Annotated in this window: 27 protein-coding genes; 6 read left to right on the forward strand and 21 right to left on the reverse strand. The window is 33.8% G+C overall.

The features are described 5' to 3' along the window. Positions 1 to 89 precede the first annotated feature (89 nt). A complete protein-coding gene (gene hutI, locus MST30_RS14595; protein ID WP_243472145.1) occupies positions 90 to 1358 on the forward strand; it encodes an imidazolonepropionase in 1269 nt (422 codons plus the stop codon). Between the two features lie 26 nt (positions 1359 to 1384). On the opposite strand, the gene MST30_RS14600 is transcribed toward hutI, so the two are convergent. Then, positions 1385 to 2272 (reverse strand): DUF8428 domain-containing protein, encoded by an 888-nt coding sequence (locus tag MST30_RS14600; protein ID WP_243472146.1) that lies wholly within the window; start codon positions 2270 to 2272, stop codon positions 1385 to 1387. A 110-nt stretch (positions 2273 to 2382) separates the two neighbouring features. Here MST30_RS14600 and MST30_RS14605 point away from each other — a divergent pair, with 110 nt between their 5' ends. Further along, positions 2383 to 3396, forward strand: a complete 1014-nt coding sequence (locus MST30_RS14605) for a formimidoylglutamase (protein WP_243472147.1) — start codon at positions 2383 to 2385, stop codon at positions 3394 to 3396. After that, the gene (locus MST30_RS14610; RefSeq protein WP_243472148.1) at positions 3386 to 3850 is read left to right on the forward strand and encodes a GNAT family N-acetyltransferase; all 465 of its coding nucleotides are present in this window, start codon (positions 3386 to 3388) and stop codon (positions 3848 to 3850) included. The genes MST30_RS14605 and MST30_RS14610 overlap by 11 nt, the downstream gene beginning before the upstream one ends. Here MST30_RS14610 and MST30_RS14615 read toward each other — a convergent pair. The 11 genes from MST30_RS14615 to MST30_RS14665 form a co-directional block, all read right to left on the reverse strand. Further along, positions 3839 to 4372: a hypothetical protein gene (locus MST30_RS14615; RefSeq protein WP_243472149.1), complete on the reverse strand. Its 534-nt coding sequence runs from the start codon at positions 4370 to 4372 to the stop codon at positions 3839 to 3841. The two genes, MST30_RS14610 and MST30_RS14615, sit on opposite strands and share 12 nt — an antisense overlap. A gap of 50 nt (positions 4373 to 4422) precedes the next feature. Beyond that, positions 4423 to 6078, reverse strand: coding sequence for a SulP family inorganic anion transporter (locus tag MST30_RS14620; RefSeq protein ID WP_243472150.1), 1656 nt, complete (start codon positions 6076 to 6078; stop codon positions 4423 to 4425). Positions 6079 to 6103: 25 nt separating this feature from the next. Continuing rightward, entirely contained in the window at positions 6104 to 7798 is a 1695-nt protein-coding gene (locus MST30_RS14625; protein WP_243472151.1) for a hypothetical protein, read from the reverse strand. Positions 7799 to 7891: 93 nt separating this feature from the next. Beyond that, positions 7892 to 8440, reverse strand: coding sequence for a hypothetical protein (locus MST30_RS14630; RefSeq protein WP_243472152.1), 549 nt, complete (start codon positions 8438 to 8440; stop codon positions 7892 to 7894). A gap of 41 nt (positions 8441 to 8481) precedes the next feature. After that, positions 8482 to 9717 carry a DUF6638 family protein gene (locus MST30_RS14635; protein ID WP_243472153.1) on the reverse strand — a complete coding sequence of 412 codons (1236 nt, stop codon included), beginning with the start codon at positions 9715 to 9717 and terminating at the stop codon, positions 8482 to 8484. Between the two features lie 70 nt (positions 9718 to 9787). Next, positions 9788 to 10378, reverse strand: coding sequence for an NUDIX domain-containing protein (locus MST30_RS14640; RefSeq protein ID WP_243472154.1), 591 nt, complete (start codon positions 10376 to 10378; stop codon positions 9788 to 9790). Between the two features lie 4 nt (positions 10379 to 10382). Then, a complete protein-coding gene (locus MST30_RS14645; RefSeq protein WP_243472155.1) occupies positions 10383 to 10676 on the reverse strand; it encodes a hypothetical protein in 294 nt (97 codons plus the stop codon). A 71-nt stretch (positions 10677 to 10747) separates the two neighbouring features. Next, entirely contained in the window at positions 10748 to 12709 is a 1962-nt protein-coding gene (locus MST30_RS14650; protein WP_243472156.1) for an AAA family ATPase, read from the reverse strand. Positions 12710 to 12793: 84 nt separating this feature from the next. After that, positions 12794 to 13240: a hypothetical protein gene (locus MST30_RS14655; protein ID WP_243472157.1), complete on the reverse strand. Its 447-nt coding sequence runs from the start codon at positions 13238 to 13240 to the stop codon at positions 12794 to 12796. Continuing rightward, positions 13237 to 14283, reverse strand: a complete 1047-nt coding sequence (locus MST30_RS14660; protein WP_243472158.1) for a hypothetical protein — start codon at positions 14281 to 14283, stop codon at positions 13237 to 13239. Before MST30_RS14660 ends, MST30_RS14655 begins: the two co-directional genes overlap by 4 nt. Positions 14284 to 14378: 95 nt before the next feature. After that, entirely contained in the window at positions 14379 to 15719 is a 1341-nt protein-coding gene (locus MST30_RS14665; RefSeq protein WP_243472159.1) for a coiled-coil domain-containing protein, read from the reverse strand. Positions 15720 to 15886: 167 nt separating this feature from the next. Here MST30_RS14665 and MST30_RS14670 point away from each other — a divergent pair, with 167 nt between their 5' ends. Then, on the forward strand, positions 15887 to 16660 hold the full coding sequence (locus tag MST30_RS14670) for an MBL fold metallo-hydrolase (protein WP_243472160.1): 774 nt from the start codon (positions 15887 to 15889) through the stop codon (positions 16658 to 16660). A 203-nt stretch (positions 16661 to 16863) separates the two neighbouring features. Next, a complete protein-coding gene (locus tag MST30_RS14675; RefSeq protein WP_243472161.1) occupies positions 16864 to 17088 on the forward strand; it encodes a hypothetical protein in 225 nt (74 codons plus the stop codon). A 72-nt stretch (positions 17089 to 17160) separates the two neighbouring features. On the opposite strand, the gene ettA is transcribed toward MST30_RS14675, so the two are convergent. The 5 genes from ettA to MST30_RS14700 all read right to left on the reverse strand — a co-directional run bounded on the left by ettA (position 17161) and on the right by MST30_RS14700 (position 20861). Next, the gene (gene ettA, locus MST30_RS14680) at positions 17161 to 18852 is read right to left on the reverse strand and encodes an energy-dependent translational throttle protein EttA (RefSeq protein WP_243472162.1); all 1692 of its coding nucleotides are present in this window, start codon (positions 18850 to 18852) and stop codon (positions 17161 to 17163) included. 2 nt (positions 18853 to 18854) lie between these two features. Continuing rightward, entirely contained in the window at positions 18855 to 19037 is a 183-nt protein-coding gene (locus MST30_RS14685) for a CAL67264 family membrane protein (protein WP_243472163.1), read from the reverse strand. 104 nt (positions 19038 to 19141) lie between these two features. Next, positions 19142 to 19867, reverse strand: coding sequence for a pirin family protein (locus tag MST30_RS14690; RefSeq protein ID WP_243472164.1), 726 nt, complete (start codon positions 19865 to 19867; stop codon positions 19142 to 19144). Positions 19868 to 19888: 21 nt separating this feature from the next. Beyond that, entirely contained in the window at positions 19889 to 20326 is a 438-nt protein-coding gene (locus MST30_RS14695) for a MarR family winged helix-turn-helix transcriptional regulator (RefSeq protein WP_243472165.1), read from the reverse strand. 1 nt (position 20327) lies between these two features. Beyond that, positions 20328 to 20861: an NADPH-dependent FMN reductase gene (locus tag MST30_RS14700; RefSeq protein WP_243472166.1), complete on the reverse strand. Its 534-nt coding sequence runs from the start codon at positions 20859 to 20861 to the stop codon at positions 20328 to 20330. A 188-nt stretch (positions 20862 to 21049) separates the two neighbouring features. On the opposite strand from MST30_RS14700, the gene MST30_RS14705 reads away from it, so the two are divergent. Further along, positions 21050 to 22693 carry an acyl-CoA carboxylase subunit beta gene (locus MST30_RS14705; RefSeq protein ID WP_243472167.1) on the forward strand — a complete coding sequence of 548 codons (1644 nt, stop codon included), beginning with the start codon at positions 21050 to 21052 and terminating at the stop codon, positions 22691 to 22693. Positions 22694 to 22760: 67 nt separating this feature from the next. Here the strand turns inward: MST30_RS14705 and MST30_RS14710 are convergent, their stop codons facing one another. From MST30_RS14710 to gap, 4 genes are all read right to left on the reverse strand, one after another. Then, positions 22761 to 22943 (reverse strand): hypothetical protein, encoded by a 183-nt coding sequence (locus MST30_RS14710; RefSeq protein ID WP_243472168.1) that lies wholly within the window; start codon positions 22941 to 22943, stop codon positions 22761 to 22763. A 105-nt stretch (positions 22944 to 23048) separates the two neighbouring features. After that, the gene (locus tag MST30_RS14715) at positions 23049 to 23411 is read right to left on the reverse strand and encodes a methylglyoxal synthase (RefSeq protein ID WP_243472169.1); all 363 of its coding nucleotides are present in this window, start codon (positions 23409 to 23411) and stop codon (positions 23049 to 23051) included. Beyond that, on the reverse strand, positions 23412 to 24275 hold the full coding sequence (locus MST30_RS14720; protein ID WP_243472170.1) for an N-acetylglucosamine kinase: 864 nt from the start codon (positions 24273 to 24275) through the stop codon (positions 23412 to 23414). A 77-nt stretch (positions 24276 to 24352) separates the two neighbouring features. Next, positions 24353 to 25354 carry a type I glyceraldehyde-3-phosphate dehydrogenase gene (gap, locus tag MST30_RS14725; protein WP_243472171.1) on the reverse strand — a complete coding sequence of 334 codons (1002 nt, stop codon included), beginning with the start codon at positions 25352 to 25354 and terminating at the stop codon, positions 24353 to 24355. Position 25355 lies beyond the last annotated feature (1 nt).

A 25355-nucleotide genomic window follows, 5' to 3' on the forward strand; every position in this document is an offset into this window, starting at 1 on the left:
TTAAATATTTCAATTTTAAAACGCTGATACTTTATATCAGCGTTTTTTTTTATCAAAAAAAATAGAGAACTTTACCAAAAAGCCAACCTATGTCCATTCTTATAAAAAATATAAAACAACTCGTTCAGGTTCATGACTATAATGTAATGATTGTTAAGGGCGAGGACATGAAAACCCTTCCTGTTATAGAAAATGCATACCTCTACATAGAGCACGATACCATTATAGAATATGGTACTATGGAGTATTGTGAAGGCATTGAAGCTGAAACCATTATAGATGCTACTGGTAAAATCGTTTTACCTGCCTGGTGCGACTCGCATACACATATTGTTTATGCTGGTAACCGTACATCTGAGTTTGTAGATAGAATAAATGGTTTAAGCTACGAAGATATTGCCAATCGTGGCGGAGGTATTTTAAACTCTGCAAAATTGCTTCAAGACACTTCTGAAGATGACTTATATGAGCAGTCTATCAATCGTCTTGAAGAACTTATAAGAATGGGAACCTGTGCTTTTGAAATTAAGACAGGCTATGGTTTAACCGTTGAAGCAGAATTAAAAATGCTTCGTGTTATAAAGCGTATAAAACAAGAAAGCCTGGCTAAAATTACTCCTACGCTTTTAGCTGCTCATGCCATTCCTGCTGAATATAAAGACAAAAAAGATGAGTATATCAAGCTCATCACAGAAAAGCTTATTCCAAAAGCTTCAAAATTAAATATTAGCCATTACATTGATGTATTTTGTGAGAAAGGTTATTTTGATATTGAAGACACCGAAGCCATTTTAAAAGCTGCTGCTAAGTATAATATGAGACCAAAACTTCATGTCAATCAGTTTAATATTCTTGGAGGTGTTGGTCTTGGTGTAAAGTACAATGCATTATCTGTAGATCATCTTGAAGAATTGAATGATGACGATATAAAAGCTCTAAAAAATTCTGAAACTATGCCAGTAGCATTACCTGGTTGTTCCTATTTTTTAAGCATTCCTTATACTCCTGCCAGAAAAATGATTGATGCAGGTCTACCATTAGCTATTGCCACAGATTATAATCCTGGCTCTGCTCCAAGTGGAAATATGAATTTTGTTGTTAGTGCAGCTTGTGTGAAATTAAAAATGACACCCGAAGAAGCTATTAACGCTGCAACCATAAATGGCGCGTATGCCATGGGAATTAGCAGTATGTACGGTAGTATTACCAGAGGAAAAAAAGCAAATCTTATTATTACTAAACCATTAAGTGATTATAGTGAAATACCTTACGCTTTTGCTCACGATCCTATTGAGCAAGTGATAATTAATGGACAATTAAAGGACATAAAAAATCCGGAAGAAAACTTCCGGATTTAACTATCAATCAATCAATCTTTGAAATCTTATTTCAGAGTGAACTCTGAAGTAGAAATCAGTTCTTTATCATTAAAAACGTTGACTTGGTAACGTCCTTTTTCAAAATCTGAATCTTCAGACTGTGCTATATACTCACAGATGTTAAGGTTTCTGTTTTCGTAATTGAAACGGCTAATTAAACTGTAATTTAACACTTGGTCTTCAAATTGTACTTGCTCATTAGAACCTAAAACATTGTTTTTAGGATCTATTACCTGTACATATAACTCTTTGTCACCCGCTTCAGTTAAAGTGTTTTTAGCAACTGTAAAACAGATTTTAATTTTATCGCTTCGACCTGCTCTTTCAGTTGGGATTTGTCTTCCGCTACGTCTTTCAATAACACCCATACCTTTAAGACCTACCGTTTGTAGAGCTGCAGCATCTTCTACAACAGTAGCCAATTCCGTATTTTGTACTAATAAAGAATCTGTAAATACTGTACGCTCGGCAAGTTGCACTTGTGTACTATCTAAAGATGTCGCCAAATATTCGTTTTCTACTTTTAGACGATCATTTTCGGCTAACAACTCGTCCATTTCTTCTTGTAATGCTAAGAATTTCTTTTTGTATCTCCATAGACTGTTTACACTATTCTGAGATACTTTAAGAGAATCCATTAAACCTTGAATACGATCTCTTGCCTCAATTAAATCCTGATCTTTAACCTCACTGGCCGCAATAGCTTCGTCATATTGACTTCTAATATTGCTGTAATCATTCATTAATTGTTCCTTCTCTGTAATGTAAGCTTTTTCTTCTTCCTTTTTTTCAGTATACAGTTTAGAAGCATAGAAAGCAGTTCCTAAAAATAATACCAATAGAATACCTAATCCTACCTTAAGACCGATGCTAGTTTTTTGTGAACCTTCCATAAAATTTGTGTTTAAGTTATTTGTTAATTCTTGTTTTATTAATCTAATTTAAAGGTTAAAATTTTTAAATAAAGCTGTACTTTTATTTCAATCTTTAATTAAACATCCAAATGCAAAATCTCGTATTATTTACTTCAAAAGATCGCGATACACTTTTAAAGCTTCGTAAAGGAGAATCAAAATTTGGAGAACATATTCAGTTAATATCTAACCTCACTAACATATACGATGATATTACCAATTTAGATGTTGACTATATTATTTTTGGTATTTCTGAAGACATTGGAGTTTATGCAAATTACGGACAAACAGGCACTTACAAAGCTTGGGAGGCTGTAGTAAAAGTTTTGTTAAATATTCAAAACAATAGCTTTACCAACCCAAAACGGGTTTTAATTTTAGGACATTTAGAATATTCTGAAGCCAGAGAAATCGTTAATCAAAAACCATCAAAAAAGAATATTGCTAAGGCCAGAACACTTGTTGAAGCTATTGATAAGGATGTGACACATTTAGTTTCATCAATTGTTAAAGCAGGTAAAACACCTATTATTATTGGTGGTGGACACAATAATGCTTACGGAAACATAAAGGGCTTAGCACTGGCTAAAAATGACAGAGTAAATGTTGTTAACTTTGATGCACATACCGATTTTAGAGCTGAAGAAGGAAGACATAGTGGAAATGGATTTAGTTATACGTATGCTGAAGGATTTTTAAAAAATTATTTCATTTTTGGTTTGCACGAAAACTATACTTCAGACAAACTTTTTAAAACACTCAATAAAGTAAAAGCTATTAAATACAACACTTACGAAGCACTCGAAGTCAGAAACGAATTAGACTATAACGCTGAGTTAGAACGTGGTCTTAATCATATTTCTTCTAAACCTTATGGTATAGAAATAGATTGTGATGCTATAGAAAACATTCCGAGCAGTGCAGCTACTCCTAGCGGATTTAGAGTGAAGCAAGCCAGACAGTTTTTACATTTTTTTGCTAAGCACGAAAATGCAAGTTATTTGCACATCTGCGAAGCTGCACCAACCAATAAAACCGAAACAAAAGTAGGTAAGCTCATTACCTACTTAATTACCGACTTTATTAGAGCCCATGAACATTAAAATTGTTGATTACAAGCCAGATTATGCTAAACGTTTCTATGACTTAAATATAGAATGGCTAAAAAGCTTTTTCTACGTAGAGCCATTTGATGAAGAGGTTTTGAGCCAACCAGAAACCTATATCATTAAAAAAGGTGGTTATGTTTTCTTTGCTTTAAAAGATGAGACTGTAGTTGGGACTGTTGCACTTATGCCAACCGAAGAATTTGGTGTTTTAGAACTTACTAAAATGGCTGTTTCACTAGAGACTCGTGGGCAGAAAATAGGCCAAAAATTATTACAGTTTTGTATTGAATTTGCAAAATCGCAACAATTAAAAGCACTTCTACTCTACTCTAGTACTAAACTAGAAAATGCAATTTATCTCTATCGTAAGTACGGTTTTAAGGAGTTAGAACTAGAATCTGACAGCCCTTACAAACGTTCAGATATAAAAATGTTATTAGAATTGTAACATATCAATGTACTGATTATTCTTTCTTACCATCAGAATAAAGCTCAAGACAAAACCACATATCAATGCCAACAGATTAAATAAATTACGCTTTTGGATTTCTAATTTATAGACCTTTTCATAACTATGAGATCCATTCATTATATAAATCAATATTAGCATTATCACTAGAAAAACCAATTTAAGCACCAATTCAGATGTATGAAAGTCATCATTATATCTTAGATCCAAGACGGACAATCCAAATATATTCCAGATGACAAAATAAAAGTATGCCAAAATTATAAACCAGCTTATTTTACGCCGGATTAAAACGGCCATAGTTGGCAATAATATTATAATAAAAGCTTTAAAAATTCCAGACTGTCCTGGAATTGATAAAAATAATTTATCCGAGAAATTAATACCACTATAATCCCTAATCTCTAAGATTTTTATAACAACCTCATAAGCTGTATCAATAAAAGCTATTAAAATGAGTACGTAAGTAATGAATAAAGGCTTTATCTTATTTAAAAGCATAAATAGTACTTTTAAATATTAGTAAACCTAAATAAAACAATGTTACAGTTTTATAGCTTAAAATGGATTTTTAAATAATCAAAGGCTCCATTGATATCATCAAAAATATGAGTTTCGGAAATTAAGTCTGGAACAATATCAATGGACACCAGCTTATCTTTTGGCTGTTCTTGTACCGCTGTTAATAAGACTTGTATTCCACGTTGTTCTAAATCTAAAACCGCATTTTCTAAAGCATATAATCCTGATTGATCTATATAAGGCACACGATCCATTCTTATAATTAGTGCTTTAACTTGTTCTGGTATATTTTTTATTTCATCCTGGAAGTGAGATGTAAACCCAAAAAACAATGGTCCGTAAAGATGCTTTATATATACTTTATCTTTATAAGTTTCATAAAATTCTTTTTCGTCTTGCCATGGTTTTTCTCCATCAAAACCAGCAATGGTACCAACTTCCATGCCTTTTTCTCCAATATCACTGGCGCGTTTCATAAATAATAGAGAAGCCAACAATAACCCAATACCAACAGCTTGTATTAAACTACCAAACGTGGTAATTAATAGTACGATGATTAAAACTACAGCATCTGCTCTTGGCACTACCAATAAATGCTTTAGACCTTTAGTATCAATGATTTTAAACGCTATTGGAATTAATAAACCAGCCAAAACTGATAACGGAATAAAGGCAGCTAATTTGCCCAAACCTAGCAATACAGCCAATAAAAATAAGCCATGTATCGCTCCTGATAATCGTGTTCGTCCACCAGAATTAATATTAATCACGGTTCCTTTTGTAGCTCCTGCACCAGGAATACCACCAAAAATAGCTGCAATAGAGTTTCCAATACCTTGACCAATTAACTCTCTGTTACTGTTATGCTTTGTTTTGGTCATATTATCTGCAATTACAGAAGTTAACAAGGAGTCTATAGAACCCAAAACTGCCAAAACTAGGGCATATTCTAAAATAATACTATAAGCACTCGCATCTACAGAAAACAATCCTGACACTTGTAAACTTGGCAAACCTGATGGTATTTCTCCAATAATTGGCACATCCCATTTTAAAAAATAACTCGTTACCGAAGCCAATATTAAAGCTACCAAAGCACTTGGAATAGCTTTGGTGATGTAAGGAAATACTAAATACACTACAATTGTAAAAGTACCTAAAGCTACCGCTTGCCAATTAAAATCAGAGAACAATCTAGGCAAATCCTGCATTACTAACCATGTTGATTTTTCAGAACCTAAACCTGCAAAAGGGAATAATTGAAGTATAATAATGATGAGTCCTACTCCACTCATAAAACCAGAAACTACAGGGTACGGAAAATACTTTACATAACCTGCAATATTGATAAGCCCAAATACAATCTGAAAAATTCCGCCTAATAAAAATGTAAGAATAACAATAGGCATAGCGGCTTCAAGACTTCCTGTAATTTCAATGGCAGCTGCAACCAATGCAGCAGATACAACAGTCATTGGACCTGTTGGTCCACTGGCTTGTGTTGTTGTTCCTCCAAAAATGGCGGCAAAAATACCAACAGCAATGGCACCATACAGTCCTGCAATAGCTCCTAATCCAGATTGTACACCGAATGCTAAAGCCAATGGCAAGGCTACAACGCCTGCGACTAAGCCTCCTGTTAAATCACCTTTTAAATTTTTAAAATCGTAGAATTTTGAACTCATAAGTTGGTTAAGTGTGTTTATATATTTAGTTATTTAAAGCTTTCAAAGAATCTATTTGTCGTTGCAAAGCATTTATCATTTCAGAGTTTTCATTGACCTTTGGGATAGTTTTAAGTGAGTCTATTTGCATCTGCATAAGATCCTCATCTTTTGGCTGCTCTTGATAATAATACCCAATACCTTCACTAGATCTCCAAGCTTCATTTAGTTGGTTGTAAACTGTTTCGTCCCAAGAACTTGGATGTTTTACATCTATCCAAATAACATCGCGATATTCGCTATCAATTAAGACTAAATCTGGTGTTGCAGAACCATCGAATTGCTGTGAATTTGTATCACTTATTGAAGAAATAGTTCCTAAAAAGAACATGCGCTTCCTGCCTGCAATATCTTTTATGTAAGGTCTAAATTCAACTGGAGTACTTGCGTTCCAATCGTATTCTTTTCGAGATTCCTTAACTTTTAATGGCATTGCAGACACACCTGCATAACCTTGTTTTTTGGTGGCATGATCGTAGTAATACAACTTATCTGTTCCGTCTGCTGGAACAAACACACTATAGCTTAAACTTGTGCGCTCTTCACCTACTGGTTCTAAACCAAACCAATGATATAAACCGCTATACGCATCAGAATTACTTCCTGCAAAATCAAAATCCGTTACATACGGTTGCTGATTTTGATCTTTTGGCATTACAGGAATCTTAACCGCAGTTTCCATATTCCAAGGTAATGGATCGCTAAAGCCTCCTAAAAACTTTAAAGATTCTGCCTGAAGCTGAGAAACACTCTCTGCTAAGGTATTTTGCTTTTGTAAAAACTTATAATTTTTTATTTCGTCTGGACTTACAAATGTGCCTTTACCTATTAATATGCGCTCAAAATAATCGTTAATATCGTGCTCACCACTTTCAATAATCATTACTCCTCCAAAGGTTGGATAGGGAAAAAAGAAGCCTTTCCACTTTATTAAGCTGACTACTTGTACCCAATCACCTTCATCGTTTTTCATGTAAAAGGTGTCGCTTGGCTCATAATTAAAAAGCATCCAAGGATTAAAACGCTGAACAACTGCATTGTAAGTATTTCTGCTAAACTTTAAAGATTCGCCTATTGAAAAAGTAACATCGATTCTATTTTCATTCGAAAATCTTGGGAAAGGTGTTGTGCTACTTACAGCAAAAACTTCTTCGGTATTATCGCTTATGCGTTGCATAATGTACTTTTCGCTTGGTTGAATCGCCATAGTCCATTTATTCTCTGTGCCAATTCTTACCAAATGTGGTAGCGATACATCTTTGGTCTCACCTACACTCTCATTAGCCATTGAAAATATGTTTCTTAATGGCTGAATACGCTCATTTTGGGTTAATGGCAGCTCATCAATTTCAACTTTATTAAGACTATTGAATACGTTATACGTCTTCATGTAATCATACAATCCTTGATTCCAGCCTAAGAAATAAAGCAGTCCAAAAAACACAATGAGAATACCCAAAATACCTAATCGACCACCTGTACTTGCAGTTTTTCTGAACTTTCTTAAGCCCAAAACCAAAATAATAACACTCAGTAGAATTACAAAAATGTATTTTCTAAAGAACAATAACACTGGTTGATAATCGTCTCTAAAAAAGAAAAGTAAAATAAGTAGTAACAAACCAAGAAAGATGGTTATTCGTTTTTGCTTTGCTCCTTTATTCCAATAGTTTTTTATCATGATTTCCCATTCCTGCGAAGGCAGGAATCTCCTATTTTTAATTTATTTTATTCTATGACATGCTATGAGATTCCTGCCTTCACAGGAATGACATTACATAAGACCCTTATCCTTCAATCGGTCACGTGCTGATTTTTGTTCTGCTTCAGGTTCTGGCTCTTTAGCAATCTCTTTTTTTGCTTCTTCTACTGCTTTATTATCCTTGTGTTTCAAATCTTCTATAAGGTGTTTTCCTTTCTCAACAGCATCTTCTACAAAATCACCTAGTGAGTCGCTTTTTTCCTCAACAACCTCAGTAGTTTTAATTACAAAATTGGCTAGATATGTGCCTAATAATGTTCCTGTTGCAAAGGTTGCAAAGCCAGATAATGCAAAGTAATTTGAAAAGATTTCTATTGGCGTTAAAAACTGTAATACCAATCCTAATACTAACAAAGTAATTACTACAAAAAGCAATCTTGGAATAAATGGTTGCTTGTAAATAAATCCTTTGGGATTATCAGCGCTCATTTGTAACTCTTTGCTGTTTAGCATTTTATTAAAAAAGCGGTATACTCCATTTCCGTTAGACTCTCTCCAATAGAGAAAGATGCCAAATAGTATTGCCGAAACGAAAATGATAATGTCCATTCCTAATCCCATGATATTCTTTTTAAGGTTCCTATAAAATTAGTCTAAAAAACTTAAATATTGTTACTAATGGTCTCAATCACCCAATCCTGAAAAGACGAATCCCAAGTCTCATAATTCTTGTAAAACTGCTCTTTATCGTACCAATACAAGAAGAGCACATCTTTTGGAGCGATATTAATTAATAACTTATGAATTAAATCCCGATGCTCAGAAGATAATGATGAATGTGGTTGATGTAAAGCAAAATACATAGACTGATCTACCATATCTTCTATCTTATAGGCATTACTGCGTTCTAGTTTTTCCAAATACAGCTCCACTCCCATTACCTGTTTTCTGGCATCAATATTAATTTTATTGAGATAACTTTTAAACAGTGCTTTACTATCTAGAATCTCTTTAATAGGATGTTCTGGCTGTTCTAATTTGTTGTACAATTCAAACTTCTTTATACGATCATAATTTGGTGTTGTTACCATATATTCTAAATCGCACTCAATAATGATGTGGCTTTTTAGCTTTTCAACTAGTTCTGGTTGGTCTATATAATATATCAACACATCATGAATGGTATCTTTTATGGCTTCTTTGTAGGAGTCTTCATTTTCAAAAACCACAATGGTTTGAATGAAATCTCTTAACAAGTAAACACCTCCAAAAGCACGTGTATAAAAAGAACCTGTAGTATAATGCAACGGATAAAGATTAAGATCTCTATTGCGTAAATCTCCATAGGTCTTTGCAGAATCTAGCAACTCTTTATGAATGTCTTCGTCTATAAAGTTGTTACCTGTTCTAAATTTATCTACAAGTTGAAGTTGTTCTTTTTGCTTCTCTTCAAGATTATCAATGAGTCTAAAACTAATACTTACATCGTCGTATTTTAAAATATCTAAAGGCTCATAAAATACATCAATATCCTGATCAAAATCAATACAAATAGCAGAATCTCTGGTAATATCATTGATTTTGCTACCATGCGTTCTAAAGATGTGTTGCATCATGTCTCTATCGAAAGAATGAAATGGTAAATGCACAGGCTTTCCTTTTTGTAAAGGGGAAATAATAATGCCTTGTGGGTTTGCACCTCCATGATTGAGATAATGTACATTTTTCTTCTCTTCGGCAATTTCAGGACTCCAACCTATACCATCTATAGAAAAGGATGTGAGCTTGGTTTCCTTAAAGCCAAGTGTTTTTAAACATTTATTATAGCGTTCTACCAGCTTACCACTAACTGGTATAAGTTCGCTTCTGTATAGATTTGCTTGTTTTAGTTTGTTCATTGCATTGCTGCCTTTCGACTACGCTCAAGATGAACTTAAGCGATAATCTTTTTGTTTTTGAGATTCCTATCTAAGCAGGAATTAATTTATTTAATTGTGCATGCTGCAATAACATAATTGTTTTTGCATCTATAATCTCTCCATTTGCTATCATTTCTAATGCTTTTACAAATGGTATTTCTAATACTTCAATATCTTCATTAAGGCTTTCTAAGCCACCTCCTTCGCTGATCTTCATTTCATCAGTATATTCGCCAACAAAACACGTAAACCGTTCTGTACTACCACCTGGTGTTGCAAAAGCACTATACACTTTTTTAAGTTCAGGGATTTTATAACCTGTTTCTTCCAATATTTCTCTTTTCATAGCGTCTTCTGCTGAAATATCATCATCTTCTAACATTCCTGCTGGCACTTCTAATAAAAAACCATCTTCTACTCCATTCATATAAGCTGGTAAACGGAATTGCTTTACCAAAATAACGGTTTGCTTTTCGACATCATACAACAAGGCTGCTCCTGCATTACCACGCTCTAAAACTTCCCAAGTATTATTGACCCAATTTCCGTCATTTAGTTGATAATTGAATTTTACTTGAGATAAAGTAAAGTACTTATCTGAAAGAATGGTACGGTTGATATTTTTGATGCGTTTGGTCATAACATTACAGTAAGAACTTTATAAAACCAAGAACAGCGATTATAATTAGAACAGAGACAATACTAAAAATTTTGATTTCTCTTTTGCGTTGCTTTTTTGCATTTATTTGTATTTGTTCTTTAATTCTTACGAGCTCCTCTTCAGGTACTGTTTTAAATTTTGGTTTTTCCTTTACTTCAGAAGAATAAAGTCCTTCTCTATTATTTTGTTTAAACTTTTCACGATTAGATGGACGCTGTGCTCGGTTTTGTTTCATCCGATTTATCATATCCAAAACATGTCCTGCTCCTAATCCCATTATTTTCTATTCTAAAAACAATTCATTTATAATTTAGATTCCTGTCTTCTCAGGAATGACAACTATAGCTTTTAATTTTCTTTCCCAAAACGTTCTCTCGCTTCCGTTTCAATATTTAACTGATTGATTCTGGCATCAACTTTTCGTTTAAAGTCGGTATCAGCAATCGTTGCTACATTATCTAGATATCTTACTACTTCTTGTCTTCTTATGTCACTAAAATCTAAGCCTTTCATGTTGGCTCGCATCAACTCTTGAAGCATACCGAATTTGGTATCATAATCTTTTTTGAAATACACTTCTGGATTATTGAACCAATCGTCTTCTAAGTCGAAATCCGTTAAACGTAAGGAGACGGCTTTTTGAATGTTTCGTACATCACGCGATGAAAAGAATGGAAATATCTTCTGAATTTCAGTATATAAATGCGCATAGAACATATGCTCATTGTCCTTGTATTTGCTCGATACTTTGTCAAATGTATCTAATACTCGATCTTCGGTTGGCTTGTCTATTTTATCTAATATTTCCCCTAAATTCTTTGCGACTTTCTGTGCATCGAGATACTTATAATCGCTAGGATTTTTCATATTAATGAAATCTGGCATGGTATCTTCGAGCTTTTTCCACCATAGGTAATCCTGATCCACAAAGTCATTTTCGTTACGAGCTCCATCGATTTTAAATCTCCCTTGTACACGAGAAATTACAGCCTTATCCAACATTTCTGGTAAGTTGGTAAATAAACCAATAGAACTGTTACCATAATTAACAGCATAAGCACCTTCGGTATATCTAAGAAATACACCAATCACTTCCTTAACACCAGCAGAAACCCCTTGTGTAGTGCGTTCTTGAAGATTGTTCTCTGCATCATCAATTGGCGCAAAAATGAGTCGGGTTGGGTCTTGTAATGGTTTCATCCATTCTACCATTTTTTCAGCAGAACCACCTTGAAACGTTGAAATCAACGTATCTGGCATTGGGTGAAACAAAAACGGAATATTTAAATTTTCACTATGCTCTTTTAATCGTGTAGCTATTGCTGCAATGAGCATACTTTTACCTGTACCTGGAATTCCGTAGCCCATAAATACTGGCATAAAACCACCGAGTTCTTGAAATGGATTCTTCTTAGCTTCAAAATCATAGCTTAATAAGCGCTCCGTTAATCGTCTGGCAAAGTGCTTAGCATCTTTGTTACCTACAATTTGTTCAAATTGTATTTTATTAAACTCTACACTTACTGCTGTACCAGCAAAAACGTTGTTCCAACCATCAATCGTAAAGTCTGAATGTTCTAACTTAAACGAACGATCTTCAATAGTATCTGTATATTCTAAAGTACTTTTTCTTAGTTGAATTTCATCTATAAGTGCTTCAAAATAAACGACTGTAAAATCGATAACGTCTTTATCAGTTTTGATGATATCAGGATGTCCTAAATACTTATCGTAATAAAATAGTTGGCACGAAATTCCTTTTAAAGGCGATAAAAACGACACTTCTGGGATTCCTGCAAACTTCTGCTTCATTACAGATAAATCGTCCGACGCATGCGGTTTTAAATCGTGTAATATTTTATAAGCCGTAGCAAACAACATAAAGGCTGTTGCTGTTAACATTTTACTTTCGTACTCACGTTTTCCTGAGTTATCTAAAGCCGATTTATTTTCACTTAGAGTTGATAAACCTGAAGCATCATAATAACTATCCTTTACCCAAATACCAAGTGTAATACCTTCTTGTACAGCATATAATGTTTGATTAAGAAATAAAGGAATTGCAACCGACTCTGGCAACAATTTCTTTTTTAAGCTTAAAATGGTTTTTGAAACTGAAGTTACAGAAACATTACTGCCATTGCTAGCACGCGATAGATACAACAAAATAGATTCATCCTTACCATCGTTGTCTCGATTCTTGGCACGTTGACTTTGCTCCCACTGAATAGATTTGAGGTAAGATGTTGCTTCATCGCGAAGCATGTTGAGTTCATTTTGTTTTATAGGAAATGTTGAGTTGTGTTGCATTTTTTTAGTTTTCAGTAATCAGTTTCCAGTGTTAAGTTGCACTATTATTAAAGAAATGAAGCTTGTTCAAAAATTATCTATTTACTAGTGCAATCTGTTATTATGAAGTCTTGCTGATTCTTTTATTTCTTCTGTTAAATTGGCATCATAGCTAAATCCATGAAACATCCATTTATCGTTTGGCTTGTAAAACTGAAATGTGAATCTTAAGGGTTGTCTCTCATATTTAACGACAAAACTTTTTAACTCATAACAATCTGATAAATGCTTGTCTAAAATATGTTCATAACCATAGTATTTTCCAACATAATCCTCGGTGAGATTGCTCATCTGGTTTTTGAGTGCAATAACATCATCACTTGATTTACTTATCCAATCATTTAAATCATACAAATAATCTAAAGCTACTGTTGAGCCTTCATTCTTGTATTTATTAAAAAAGGTTTCTACAATTTCATCCGGTGAATCTTGTGCCGACAAGTATGAAAAGGTAAAAAAAGCTAAGAATAAGAATGTGGTTTTTAATTTCATTTTTCAATTTTTAAATCAGAAACCTGAACTGGCGGAATCGCTAATTTGTTCATGATTTCTGGTGTTTTATTGTATAATAATTGTATGATTCTATGCGGTGCAAAAACATAGCGCTGCCTAAATGGACTTGCCCATTTCTGAAACGTTTGTTTGCTAAAAAAGCTACCTTCTTTAAATTCGCTTTTTGATACAAGTTCATCTACCTTAAACGAAACTACATAAGATTCTAATGGAATTGTTTTCTTAGCAATACCATCTAAGATAGCATGTGTTATTTCGTTTTCATCTTTTGCAAACACATTATGAATTGGTCCTAAATCTATTCGTTTAACGAGTTTTGGTAAAACCTTTGGTAAACGCTTGTCTATGGCATAAGCCATAGTATCTAAATTCATCTCACGATCTGATGTATTCTTTAAAACCGAATAAATTTCGTCTTTGTAACCATTAACATCCCTTCCATCGTAATTAAAATACATGAAACAAACAAAAGGTCTGTTGTGAGTAACATCATAAAAGCTCCAACTTACCAAATGTTCTGCTGGTGAGCCTTGAGGTGCAGCTATAATCTTGCCTTGTACAAAACGATTGAAGATATACTCCTTCTTTGCGGATGAATAATACACTATCGAAGCTGCTTGAAACAATTTACGTTTAGAAATTGGTTCTTTCTTTCTCATTAATGTATCTAGAAACTCATCTTTAAGAACATCAATATTTGTGAGCTTAGTTAAATACTCTTCTCGCAATTCCAGGTCATTGAAGAGATATCTAAATTCCAGATAATTAGGAAAACTAGAATCGGTAAGATCTACCTTCATGTTTTCCTCATCGTCATACATGTATTTTACTCGCATGGCTTCAATAGAATACAACAACAAGTCTGTATACTGTTTAAACAATAATATTTCCTGTTGATTAAGTATTTGCTTGGCCTGAACTGCGGTAATTAATTCCTTGAGCGTAAAATCTATCATTTTGTGATAAAATACGTACTGCTCTTTAGAATCTAATACTGCGGAATCTAAGGGAGTTACAATCATGTTTTAGTAACAAGTATTTAAGTACAAAGTGTAAAGTAACAAGCCTTATCAAAAACTTTAAATTAGTGACTTGTTACTTTATACTTATCATAGATTTACCCAAGTAAATCATCTTCATTAGCTTCTGGTTTTGGATCACTTGCTGGCTCACCATCACCTGAAGGTGCATTAGAATCTGCGCTATAATATTCATCAAAAATGGCTTTCATATCTATACCATAGCGGTCTGCAAAGTTTTTCTGTATTTCAGCATCTTTAGATCTAATATCTTTAAGCGCTTCTGCATAACTACCGTAAATACCTTGCATTACTTTTTCGTGTACTGGAATATTATCCATCATTTCCTGACGTGCTTTGGCACTAGCCGTATGCATTGCTGCCAAAGTTTCACCGATATGCTCATCGGTTTTAACACCTAAGTGCTCTAAAATAGCTGCAAATTCTTGATCTGTACGTGCTTTTAAAGCCACTACATAACCATCGTAATATTTTAAACGCTCATCGGTATCAGATTTTAACTTAGCACGATGCGTTTGAAGGTTACTACGTAAAGACGTTAGTACTTTTATAGTAAGGTTATGCTTATGCACAAAACTATCTTTTGAAGCCGCTAATGTGGTGTATGCATTTTTAAGCCCTTCTAGCTCCTCAACCTTTTGCTCTAAAGCCGTTACTTTTTCTAAGGCTTCTGAGTATTCTGGAGATTGTTTATCTGCGACTTCTTCTAAAGCTTGTCTTGCTTGCTTTAATAAAGCATATTGCTCTTCGAGCTTAGCTTCAACTTCCTCTTTCTTTTTAAGTGCTTTAGTATGGTTATCGCTGGCCTCTACAATAGCAGATTTTAAGCTTTCTTCAACTTCTTTAATTTCGAGTTCTCTGTCTTTTAGACGCTTAATTGCTGCTTGACTCTTAAATGACAATTCGTTTAACAAGGTCTGCACATCTGCAGTTTCTATACGTTGCTGAAACATAGCTTTTGCTTTATTATCAGCACCATCACGTTGTTTTTGTGCTTCAGCTAATTCGTCTTCAGCCTTTTTAATTTTAGATTTTCTTCCCCAAAGGTTATTCCACCAAGTATCTGGTTTTGCTTTAGCATCTTCAAGTTCAACTCTAGCACGTTCTAGACGTTTTACAGCATCATCAATAATCTTTTGCTCCGCAGCATTTAATGCTGAAAAACCTTCGAACATAATACCAACTTCATCCTGGTAATCTGTTAAGTCCTTAATAGCATCAAGAAGAGTTGTTCTATCCTTCTCTGCCATATCTACAACATTATCTAAAGTAGCATTTAAGATTTTCTGACGACTTTCAGGATCATCTTCTTGCGCCAACTTAGACTTCATTTGGTCTATGGCTTTTCCCCAATTTACATCTACTTTTTCAGGTTTCTCTTGTGAGTTGGTTTCTAATAAATCAAAATCATCAGACATGTTGTATCGTATTATTTAGTTGAACAATTTTTAGGATAAGCAATTTCGGTATTTTTTTAAGACTATAAAAACTTTACCACCAAATTATAAGTAGCTTATGTTATAAAAATGTTACAAAATTTCAGTTACCGCTATTTGTTGAATATCTTTATAAAAAATCAACATCTATGAAAGTTTTAAAAATCACATTTATTATTGCATTATCAATAACAGTCTTAGGTTGTAAAAATGAAAAAAAAGAGACCGAACTCGCTGTTGATGGCACAAATGAAGTCTTTGAAGAAAGTGTTAAAGTAATTCCCATAACACACGGTACACTTGTGCTAGAATCAAAATCTGAAGTCATTTATGTAGATCCAACTGGTGGCTCTGAAGCTTTTAAGGGGCAGAAATCTCCAACTTTAGTCCTAATTACCGATATACATGGAGATCATTTAAGTACCTCTACCTTAGAAGCTTTAAATCTAACAGACGTAACTATTATAGCACCTAAAGCAGTTACTGATAAAATACCAAGTACAGTGAGTAATAATATTATTACACTTAATAATAATGAAACTACAAAACATAATGCTATTAATATTGAAGCAATACCTATGTACAATTTGAGGGAGGAAGCACTAAAGTTTCATACCAAGGGAAGAGGTAATGGTTATGTATTAGATATAAATGATGAACGCATATATATTTCGGGAGATACAGAAGATATTCCTGAAATGCGCAACTTAAAAAATATAGACAAAGCTTTTGTTTGCATGAATCTACCCTACACCATGACTGTAGAGAGCGCAGCTAGTGCAGTTTTAGACTTTAAACCAAAAACTGTATTTCCATACCACTACAGAGGCACTGATGGACTAAGTGACGTAAATTTATTTAAGACAATTGTTAATGATTCAATTAAATCTATAAATGTGGAACTTTTGAAATGGTACAACTAAAATTTCTGTGTTAAATTTTTGAGTTGTTAACAACTTCTTAAAAGCTGAATTTAGACCGAAAACACTGTTATTCATCGAAGATTTGACCCGCTTTAACGATGAATTTGTTCAAAACAAAAGTGTAAATTATTTAAAATTAGGGATTTGGATAAGGTTTTTTTTCTATCTTAGCATCATAGAACCCAAATCTAATTGTATCAATCATGCTTAAAACACTGCTTTTCAAAGCTTTATTAGTGACGACTACTCAGCTTACTATGATTCTCATTGCTGTAGCATCTATATTCCTTGTTTTCATAATTATAGCCATAGTTAAAATGTATAAATTGAAAGCTGAGAATAAGAAATTGATGGAGACTAATGCATTTAAGGATGTAGATGAATCTTATAAAGATTTTACAGGTGGACACCTTTACGGAGATAATTAAAAAACCAAAATAGAATTAAATAAAAAAGCCAGCAAATGCTGGCTTTTTCTGTATTAATAATTTATCAATAAGCTACCTTACTAACTTTTTATATTTGATTCGTTTTGGCATTAAATCTCCACCAAGGCGCTTCTTTTTATTCTCTTCGTAATCACTAAATCCACCTTCAAAGAAATAAACTTGAGAATCACCTTCAAAAGCTAAAATATGCGTACATATACGATCTAAGAACCATCTATCGTGACTGATGACTACAGCACAACCAGCAAAGTTTTCTAAACCTTCTTCAAGCGCACGTAATGTATTAACATCAAGATCATTAGTAGGCTCATCTAAAAGTAACACATTACCTTCTTCTTTTAAAGTCATTGCTAAATGAAGTCGGTTTCTTTCACCACCAGAAAGTAACTTAACTTTTTTGTTTTGTTCACTTCCTGAGAAGTTAAAACGACTTAAATAAGCTCTAGAGTTTACTTGACGTCCACCCATCATTACCAACTCTTGCTCATCACTAAAGTTTTGCCAGATTGTTTTCTCTGGATCTATATTTGAGTGACTTTGATCTACATAAGCAATCTTAGCTGTATCTCCCACCTTAAACTCACCTTTATCTGGTGTTTCTTCTCCCATTATCATTCTAAAAATGGTGGTTTTACCAGCACCATTTGGCCCAATTACACCAACAATACCTGCTTGTGGTAAATTGAAGTTTAAGTCTTCATACAACAACTTATCGCCATAAGCCTTACTTACACCAACAGCTTCAATAACATTTGTACCCAATCTCGGTCCATTTGGTATATATATTTCAAGTTTTTCATCAAGTTGTTTTTGATCTTGACTCATTAACTTATCGTAATTCTTCAAACGTGCTTTTTGCTTAGTTTGGCGCCCTTTTGCTCCTTGTCTTACCCATTCCAACTCTCGTTCTAACGTTTTTTGACGTTTAGAAGCCGATTTACTTTCTTGTGCTAAACGTTTAGACTTTTGATCTAACCACGATGAGTAATTTCCTTTCCATGGAATACCTTCACCTCTATCCAGTTCCAAAATCCATCCCGCTACATTATCTAAGAAATATCTATCGTGCGTTACAGCAATAACAGTTCCTTTATATTGCGCCAAGTGATGCTCTAACCAATGTACAGACTCCGCATCCAAGTGGTTTGTTGGCTCATCTAACAGTAACACATCTGGCTCTTGTAAAAGTAAACGACAAAGTGCCACTCTACGACGCTCACCACCAGATAACACACCAATTTTTTTATCGCCTTCTGGTGTTCGTAGGGCATCCATTGCTATTTCTAACTTGGTGTCTAGTTCCCAAGCGTTTGTAGCATCTATTTGATCTTGTAATTCAGCCTGACGGTTCATAAGCTTTTCCATTTTATCAGGATTGCTGTAAACTTCTTCTAAACCAAACTGATCATTAATGCTATTATATTCATCGAGAATTGCAACCACTTCAGCAGCACCTTCCTTAACAACTTCCATTACTGTTTTTTCATCATCTAGTTGTGGCTCTTGCTCAAGATAACCAACAGTATATCCTGGTTTAAAAACTACATCTCCTTGATAATTTTTGTCAACACCTGCAATAATCTTTAATAATGTAGATTTACCAGAACCGTTAAGACCTAAAATACCAATCTTGGCACCATAGAAAAAACTTAAGTATATATTTTTTAGAACTGGTGTATTTGCAGACTGAAACGTCTTTGTAACACCAGACATTGAAAATATGATTTGTTTATCATCGCTCATAATTATACTCTTCCTTTTAATGCATTAAATACCCACGCAATAGCAAAAAAGCCTATTCCGACTGCTGCAAATCCCCAACCTGCAACTTCATCATAACGAAATGCCCCAAGTGCTATTAATCCTAGTCCAACAATAATCATAATGGTTGTAGCCCATGCTAAAACCGTGTTTTTATTCATCGCCATAATCTTATTCTTAATTTTAGATAGTTAGTTGAAAGCAAATATCGTTATTTTAAAATAAAAAAGCACCACAAATTGTGGTGCCTTATCAATAAACCAAAGTTCTATTATAGGGTAATCATTGGCACTTCAATAAATAATAATTCTGAGTTTTCGATTGCATTTATTTCAAAATCAGAAGTTTCAGAAATACCAATTGCATCTCTAGAATTTAAATTAAAATCTGAAATTGAAACGCCTCCACTAATAGTCATAACGTAAACTCCATGATCTTTACTTTTTAAAGCATAAGTAAAAGACTCTCCCTCTTTTAAATCAATACGAGATAGTTTAGCATCTTGATGGATTTTTAAACTGTTCTCGTCTTCATCTTTAAAAGATGTTACTAAAGTTTGAAGCTTTCCTTTTCTGTCAGCTTCACTAAATGTTTTTTGATCGTAACGAGGTTTTACACTTCGTTCTTCTGGAATAATCCATATTTGAAACAAACTTAAATATTCATCAACAGAACCATTAATTTCTGAATGCTGCACACCTGTACCTGCAGACATCACTTGTACTTCACCTGGAACAACTGGTATCCAATCATCTCCCATATTATCTCGATGCTTCAACACTCCTTTTAACGGAATGGTAATAATTTCCATATTATCATGTGGATGTGTACCGAAACCCATTTTTGGTGCAATAATATCATCGTTCAATACTCTCAAGGCACCAAAATGAACTTTTTCAGGGTTATACCAACTTGCGAAACTAAAAGAGTGGTTGGCTTGTAACCATCCATGATTTGCAAATCCTCTATCTTCTGCTTTGTGAATTATTGTTTTCATTTTTCTTTTCCTTTCTTATTATTATCTCAATTTGTCTAGCAAATCGCTTAATTGTTCTGCTTCTTTTTCTGTAATCTCACCCAACCAATCATCATTAAAATCATCTGAAATTTCTTCTAGTAATTCCAATCCCTTTTTGGTTATTTTAACATGAACGACTCTTCTGTCATTTTCGCAAGGAATACGCTCTATTAACTCTTTTGCACATAACTTATCTGTGAGTCTAGTAGCGTTGGGCGCACGCTCTATCATTCTATCCTTTACTATTTGCATGGGCAAAGGCTTATTAGCTCCTCTAAGAATTCTAAGAATATTGTATTGCTGAGGAGAAATTCCAAATCCTGCAAAAAATGTATTTTGTTTTGCCGTAATCCAATTAGCTGTGTACAAAATATTTATTAAGGCTTTAGTTTTATTATCCTTAAATTTTGAATTAACATCTTTTGCTATATCTCCCATTTTACAATGCTTTTTGTAGTTTTTCCACCTGTTCTAGAAGTTCATTATTTAACTCTTTATTGGTAATTTTACCATTTTCAAAATTTGCATCAAATGATGGTAGTGAATATGTAGCTACAATGTTTCCATCGTGCCAAGGAAACCTTGCCTCTGCAATAGTTAAAACTGTTTGTCCGCCTCTTGCACCAGGTGAAGTAGCCATTAATAACATCGGTTTTTTGAATAGAAAATTACCTTCAATTCTAGTCATCCAATCGAAAAGGTTTTTGAACACCGTTGCATACACACCATTGTGCTCTGCTAACGAAAGTACAATACCATCTGACTCCTTTATTAAGTTCAATAGTCTATGTGCGCTTTCTGGAGCTTCATCTAATTCACTTTCTAGATCTACACCAAATAATGGCGCTTTAAAATCATTTAAATCAATTAAGTTCACATCTACATCTTTTAACAATGAAGATGCGTACTTAGCCAACTGTTTGTTTATTGAAGTACTACTGTTACTACCTGCAAATGCTAATATTTTTTTCATTCTGTTTGTTTTTGATGGTACAAATTTAGAAATAATAAATTTATTTTCCAAGGAAAATATTTCCAAGGAAATATAATTAACTTTTCTTTAAGGAAATTTAATTTTTCATATAAAACATTATTGTTTTGTAAATTCGTGACGTATAAAATTCAGAATACCAAAATAAGTACAATTACATATTTACATAAATGGATATAAAATTCAATAAGAACGAAGACCACAATAAACTTCAACTTTCAGATTTAAAGAAACGATTAGCCAAAGTAAAACTTGGCGGTGGCGAAAAGAGTATCGCTAAACATCACAGCAAGGGCAAGATGACAGCCAGAGAGCGTATTAATTATTTGTTAGACCCAAAATCTAAATCTATAGAAATTGGCGCTTTTGCAGGTGAAGACATGTATCCTGAATATGGTGGTTGTCCATCTGGAGGTGTTGTTGTGAAAATTGGATATGTAAAAGGTAAACAATGTATTGTTGTTGCTAATGACGCTACTGTAAAAGCTGGCGCTTGGTTTCCTATTACCGGAAAAAAGAACCTAAGAGCACAAGAAATTGCCATAGAAAACAAACTTCCTATCATTTACCTTGTAGATAGTGCAGGTGTATTTTTACCTATGCAAGATGAAATTTTTCCAGACAAAGAACATTTTGGGCGTATCTTTAGAAATAATGCAGTAATGAGTAGTATGGGTATTACTCAGATAGCTGCTGTTATGGGAAGTTGTGTAGCTGGTGGAGCTTACCTACCTATAATGAGTGATGAAGCTTTGATAGTAGATAAAACAGGTAGTATTTTCTTAGCAGGAAGCTATTTAGTAAAGGCTGCCATTGGGGAAACTATTGATAACGAAACTTTAGGAGGAGCTACGACACATTGTGAAATCTCTGGAGTTACAGATTATAAAGCTAAAGATGATAAAGATGCTTTGAACACTATAAAAAATATTGTAGATAAAATTGGTGATTTTGATAAAGCTGGTTTTAACAGAGCTAAACCTGCCAAACCTGCTGAAAACCCAGATGATATTTACGGTATACTTCCTGAAAGTAGAGCAGATCAATATGATATGAACGAGATTATCAAACGATTAGTTGATAACTCTGAATTTGAGGAATATAAAGCTGGTTATGGACAAACCATCATTACAGGATATGCTCGTATTGATGGATGGGCTGTTGGTATTGTTGCCAACCAAAGACAAATTGTAAAAACTAAAGGTGCTAAAACCAAACCTAGCGAAATGCAGTTTGGTGGTGTTATTTATAACGATTCTGCCGATAAGGCTACACGATTCATAGCCAACTGTAATCAGAAGAAAATTCCTTTAGTCTTTTTGCAAGATGTTACCGGTTTTATGGTTGGTAGTAAATCTGAGCATGGTGGTATTATAAAAGATGGTGCCAAAATGGTGAATGCTGTGAGTAATTCTGTAGTGCCAAAATTTACGATTGTTATTGGTAATAGTTATGGAGCTGGTAATTATGCAATGTGTGGAAAAGCCTATGACCCAAGATTAATCGTAGCATGGCCAAGCGCTGAACTTGCTGTAATGAGCGGAAAATCGGCTGCTAAGGTTTTACTTCAAATTGAAACAGCTTCATTAAAAAAGAAAGGTGAAACCATTACCAAAGAAAAAGAAGAAGAGCTTTTTAATAAAATAAAATCGAGATACGACAACCAAGTATCTCCTTATTACGCAGCAGCTCGACTATGGACCGATGCTGTAATAGATCCTTTAGATACAAGAACGTGGATAAGTATGGGTATAGAAGCTGCCAACCACGCTCCTATTGAAAAACCTTTTAATTTAGGTGTGTTGCAGGTATAATATTGTAAATATGGTACATAAAAAAAGAGCGCAAATTGCGCTCTTTTTATTTATATATTTTAGCTAATTAGTGAGTTAAACTCTCTCTTTCAGCTTTTCTTTCTTCTTTTATTTCTTTAAAGCGCTCAATAGCAGATCCAAAAATCCAATAAGGAACTACAAATGTTAAAAGGAAAATCATTAACCAAAAACCGATGGTTAAAATGGTTAAAAATGCTAAGAATCCTAAATATTGGTCAAAATCGAACATACTATAATTTAATTTGCGCTTTAGTTATCGCAAAGATATAACCAAAAAATAAGTTTTACAATAGACTTTTTCAGATTTATTAACACAAAATGAACAACACAACATCTAGATAGCTTTAATCAACAATTCTGCAGTAGCTGGATTTGTAGCTAAAGGTACATTATGTACATCACACAAACGCATAAGCATTAAAATATCTGGCTCGTGTGGATGTTTATCTAATGGATCTCTAAAAAACAACACCATATTGCATTGACCTTCTGCTACTCTGGCTGCTATTTGTGCATCTCCTCCCAAAGGTCCTGATAAAAGTGCATCGACCTCAAAACCTGCTTTCTTTACCTTCTCTCCTGTTGTACCTGTAGATATTAAATGTATTTTCTTTTGATGTAAAGTCTCGCTATGCTCATTTAAAAACTGAACCATTTCTGCTTTCTTACCATCGTGTGCAATTATTGCTATTTCCATTTAAAGATTATTAACATGATAATCTACTAAACCTTCAATAGGCCTCCTTACAAAGTTACCGACTTTAAAACATAGTTCATCTGCAACTTGCTTTATTTCATCCTTTCCGAAAAAAGCTATAGAGCCAGCAAAATGCACTGGAATTCCGGTTTCTAATTCTTCTTTATATTGAAGGATCATATTTTCAGCAAATAAACGAATGCCTTTTATGATAAGATTTTGGATATATTCTGAATCCTTGTTGATAAACATAAACTCAGCATGATCTGCTAAATATGCACTTGGATTAGTCTGCTTGTATAAATTATACTTTATAAAATCGGCATCAAGATTGTGCTTATGTGCAAATGCCACTCTTATTGTGTCTGGCATTTTATTAAAGTAGTAATCTCTTATTAATTGTTTTCCGAAGTAGTTTCCGCTGGCATCATCCATTAGAATAAAACCAAGACTAGAAACTCGTTGGTGAAGGTTTTTACCATCAAAATAGCTACAGTTAGAACCTGTTCCTAAAATACAAACCACTGCAGCTTCATCATTAGTGTTGATACAAGCTCGTACTGCTGCATAAGTATCTTCCTTAACTTCTACCAAAGCTTTTGGGAAATATAATTCAAGGATTTCTTTGAGTAAAAGTCTAGGCTTTTCAGTACCACAACCAGCACCATAAAAGTAAACGTGAGTTACTTCATTGGCTATGGCCATAAGCTCTTCACTTCCTTTAATTGTCTTTTTTAATTTCTTTTCTGCAACTATTGCAGGATTTAAACCTTTGGTTCTGATCTTGTCTGCGGCTTGCTGTCCGTTTTTATCTATAGCAATCCAATCGCATTTTGTAGAACCTCCATCTGTTATTAAAATCATGATGATAATTATATACAAAAATTCCGTAGCCTATGCGAAAACATAATCCTACGGAATCTAGAATTTATGTTATGAAATTATAGGCTATTTACCTTTTGAGCTAAGTCAACTAGTTTATTTGAATAACCAAACTCATTATCGTACCAAGATACTAATTTAAAAAATGTTGAGTTTAATTCTATCGCAGCTTCAGCATCAAAAATACTTGTACGCTCATCGCTCACAAAATCTTGAGAAACTACTAATTCATCTGTATAACCTAAGACACCTTTCATAACTCCCTCAGAAGCCTTTTTGAAAGCAGCTTTTATTTCTTCTAAAGAAGTTTCTTTTTGAGTTTTTACAGTCAAATCCACAACAGAAACGTCGGCAGTTGGTACTCTAAACGCCATACCTGTTAATTTTCCATCTAATTTTGGAATTACTTTCCCTACAGCTTTAGCCGCACCTGTAGAAGCAGGAATAATATTTAACAATGCACTACGACCACCTCTATAATCCTTTTTAGAAGGACCATCTACAGTAAGTTGTGTTGCTGTAGTTGCGTGTACAGTTGTCATTAAAGCTTCTTCAATACCAAAATTATCATCGATAACTTTAGCTAAAGGAGCTAAACAGTTGGTTGTACAAGATGCATTAGAAACAATTTTATGATCTGCCTTTAATTCGCTGTCATTAACACCCATTACAAACATTGGAGCATCTTTACTTGGTGCAGAAATTACCACTTTTTTAGCACCAGCATCAATATGATACTGCGCTGTTTCTAATGTTGTAAAAATACCAGTACACTCAGCTACTACGTCTGCTCCTACTTCATCCCATTTTAAGTTTTTAGGATCTCTTTCTGCTGTAACCCTAACGGTTTTACCATCTACAACTAAATGACCATCTTTTACTTCAACAGTTCCATCAAAATGACCATGAACTGAGTCGTATTTTAATAAATATGCAAGATGTTCTACATCTAATAAATCGTTTATTGCAACGACATCTACATCTGGACGCTTTACTGTTGCTCTAAATACTATTCTTCCTATTCTTCCGAATCCGTTAATTCCTAATTTTAAGTTTGACATT

Source organism: Winogradskyella sp. MH6 (assembly GCF_022810765.1).
GTDB lineage: Bacteria > Bacteroidota > Bacteroidia > Flavobacteriales > Flavobacteriaceae > Winogradskyella.

Excerpts from the sequence above, each read along its gene's own strand:
- MST30_RS14670 (WP_243472160.1), top strand. The coding sequence starts at position 15,887 with ATGAAAGTTTTAAAAATCACATTTATTATTGCATTATCAATAACAGTC.
- MST30_RS14655 (WP_243472157.1), bottom strand. The coding sequence starts at position 13,240 with ATGAAATTAAAAACCACATTCTTATTCTTAGCTTTTTTTACCTTTTCA.
- MST30_RS14700 (WP_243472166.1), bottom strand. The coding sequence starts at position 20,861 with ATGAAAAAAATATTAGCATTTGCAGGTAGTAACAGTAGTACTTCAATA.
- MST30_RS14710 (WP_243472168.1), bottom strand. The coding sequence starts at position 22,943 with ATGTTCGATTTTGACCAATATTTAGGATTCTTAGCATTTTTAACCATT.
- MST30_RS14625 (WP_243472151.1), bottom strand. The coding sequence starts at position 7,798 with ATGATAAAAAACTATTGGAATAAAGGAGCAAAGCAAAAACGAATAACC.
- MST30_RS14690 (WP_243472164.1), bottom strand. The coding sequence starts at position 19,867 with ATGAAAACAATAATTCACAAAGCAGAAGATAGAGGATTTGCAAATCAT.
- MST30_RS14635 (WP_243472153.1), bottom strand. The coding sequence starts at position 9,717 with ATGAACAAACTAAAACAAGCAAATCTATACAGAAGCGAACTTATACCA.
- MST30_RS14715 (WP_243472169.1), bottom strand. The coding sequence starts at position 23,411 with ATGGAAATAGCAATAATTGCACACGATGGTAAGAAAGCAGAAATGGTT.
- MST30_RS14675 (WP_243472161.1), top strand. The coding sequence starts at position 16,864 with ATGCTTAAAACACTGCTTTTCAAAGCTTTATTAGTGACGACTACTCAG.
- hutI (WP_243472145.1), top strand. The coding sequence starts at position 90 with ATGTCCATTCTTATAAAAAATATAAAACAACTCGTTCAGGTTCATGAC.
- MST30_RS14620 (WP_243472150.1), bottom strand. The coding sequence starts at position 6,078 with ATGAGTTCAAAATTCTACGATTTTAAAAATTTAAAAGGTGATTTAACA.
- MST30_RS14720 (WP_243472170.1), bottom strand. The coding sequence starts at position 24,275 with ATGATTTTAATAACAGATGGAGGTTCTACAAAATGCGATTGGATTGCT.
- MST30_RS14610 (WP_243472148.1), top strand. The coding sequence starts at position 3,386 with ATGAACATTAAAATTGTTGATTACAAGCCAGATTATGCTAAACGTTTC.
- MST30_RS14605 (WP_243472147.1), top strand. The coding sequence starts at position 2,383 with ATGCAAAATCTCGTATTATTTACTTCAAAAGATCGCGATACACTTTTA.
- MST30_RS14640 (WP_243472154.1), bottom strand. The coding sequence starts at position 10,378 with ATGACCAAACGCATCAAAAATATCAACCGTACCATTCTTTCAGATAAG.
- MST30_RS14705 (WP_243472167.1), top strand. The coding sequence starts at position 21,050 with ATGGATATAAAATTCAATAAGAACGAAGACCACAATAAACTTCAACTT.
- MST30_RS14695 (WP_243472165.1), bottom strand. The coding sequence starts at position 20,326 with ATGGGAGATATAGCAAAAGATGTTAATTCAAAATTTAAGGATAATAAA.
- ettA (WP_243472162.1), bottom strand. The coding sequence starts at position 18,852 with ATGAGCGATGATAAACAAATCATATTTTCAATGTCTGGTGTTACAAAG.
- MST30_RS14685 (WP_243472163.1), bottom strand. The coding sequence starts at position 19,037 with ATGGCGATGAATAAAAACACGGTTTTAGCATGGGCTACAACCATTATG.
- MST30_RS14660 (WP_243472158.1), bottom strand. The coding sequence starts at position 14,283 with ATGATTGTAACTCCCTTAGATTCCGCAGTATTAGATTCTAAAGAGCAG.
- MST30_RS14600 (WP_243472146.1), bottom strand. The coding sequence starts at position 2,272 with ATGGAAGGTTCACAAAAAACTAGCATCGGTCTTAAGGTAGGATTAGGT.
- MST30_RS14645 (WP_243472155.1), bottom strand. The coding sequence starts at position 10,676 with ATGGGATTAGGAGCAGGACATGTTTTGGATATGATAAATCGGATGAAA.
- MST30_RS14650 (WP_243472156.1), bottom strand. The coding sequence starts at position 12,709 with ATGCAACACAACTCAACATTTCCTATAAAACAAAATGAACTCAACATG.
- MST30_RS14665 (WP_243472159.1), bottom strand. The coding sequence starts at position 15,719 with ATGTCTGATGATTTTGATTTATTAGAAACCAACTCACAAGAGAAACCT.
- gap (WP_243472171.1), bottom strand. The coding sequence starts at position 25,354 with ATGTCAAACTTAAAATTAGGAATTAACGGATTCGGAAGAATAGGAAGA.
- MST30_RS14615 (WP_243472149.1), bottom strand. The coding sequence starts at position 4,372 with ATGCTTTTAAATAAGATAAAGCCTTTATTCATTACTTACGTACTCATT.
- MST30_RS14630 (WP_243472152.1), bottom strand. The coding sequence starts at position 8,440 with ATGGGATTAGGAATGGACATTATCATTTTCGTTTCGGCAATACTATTT.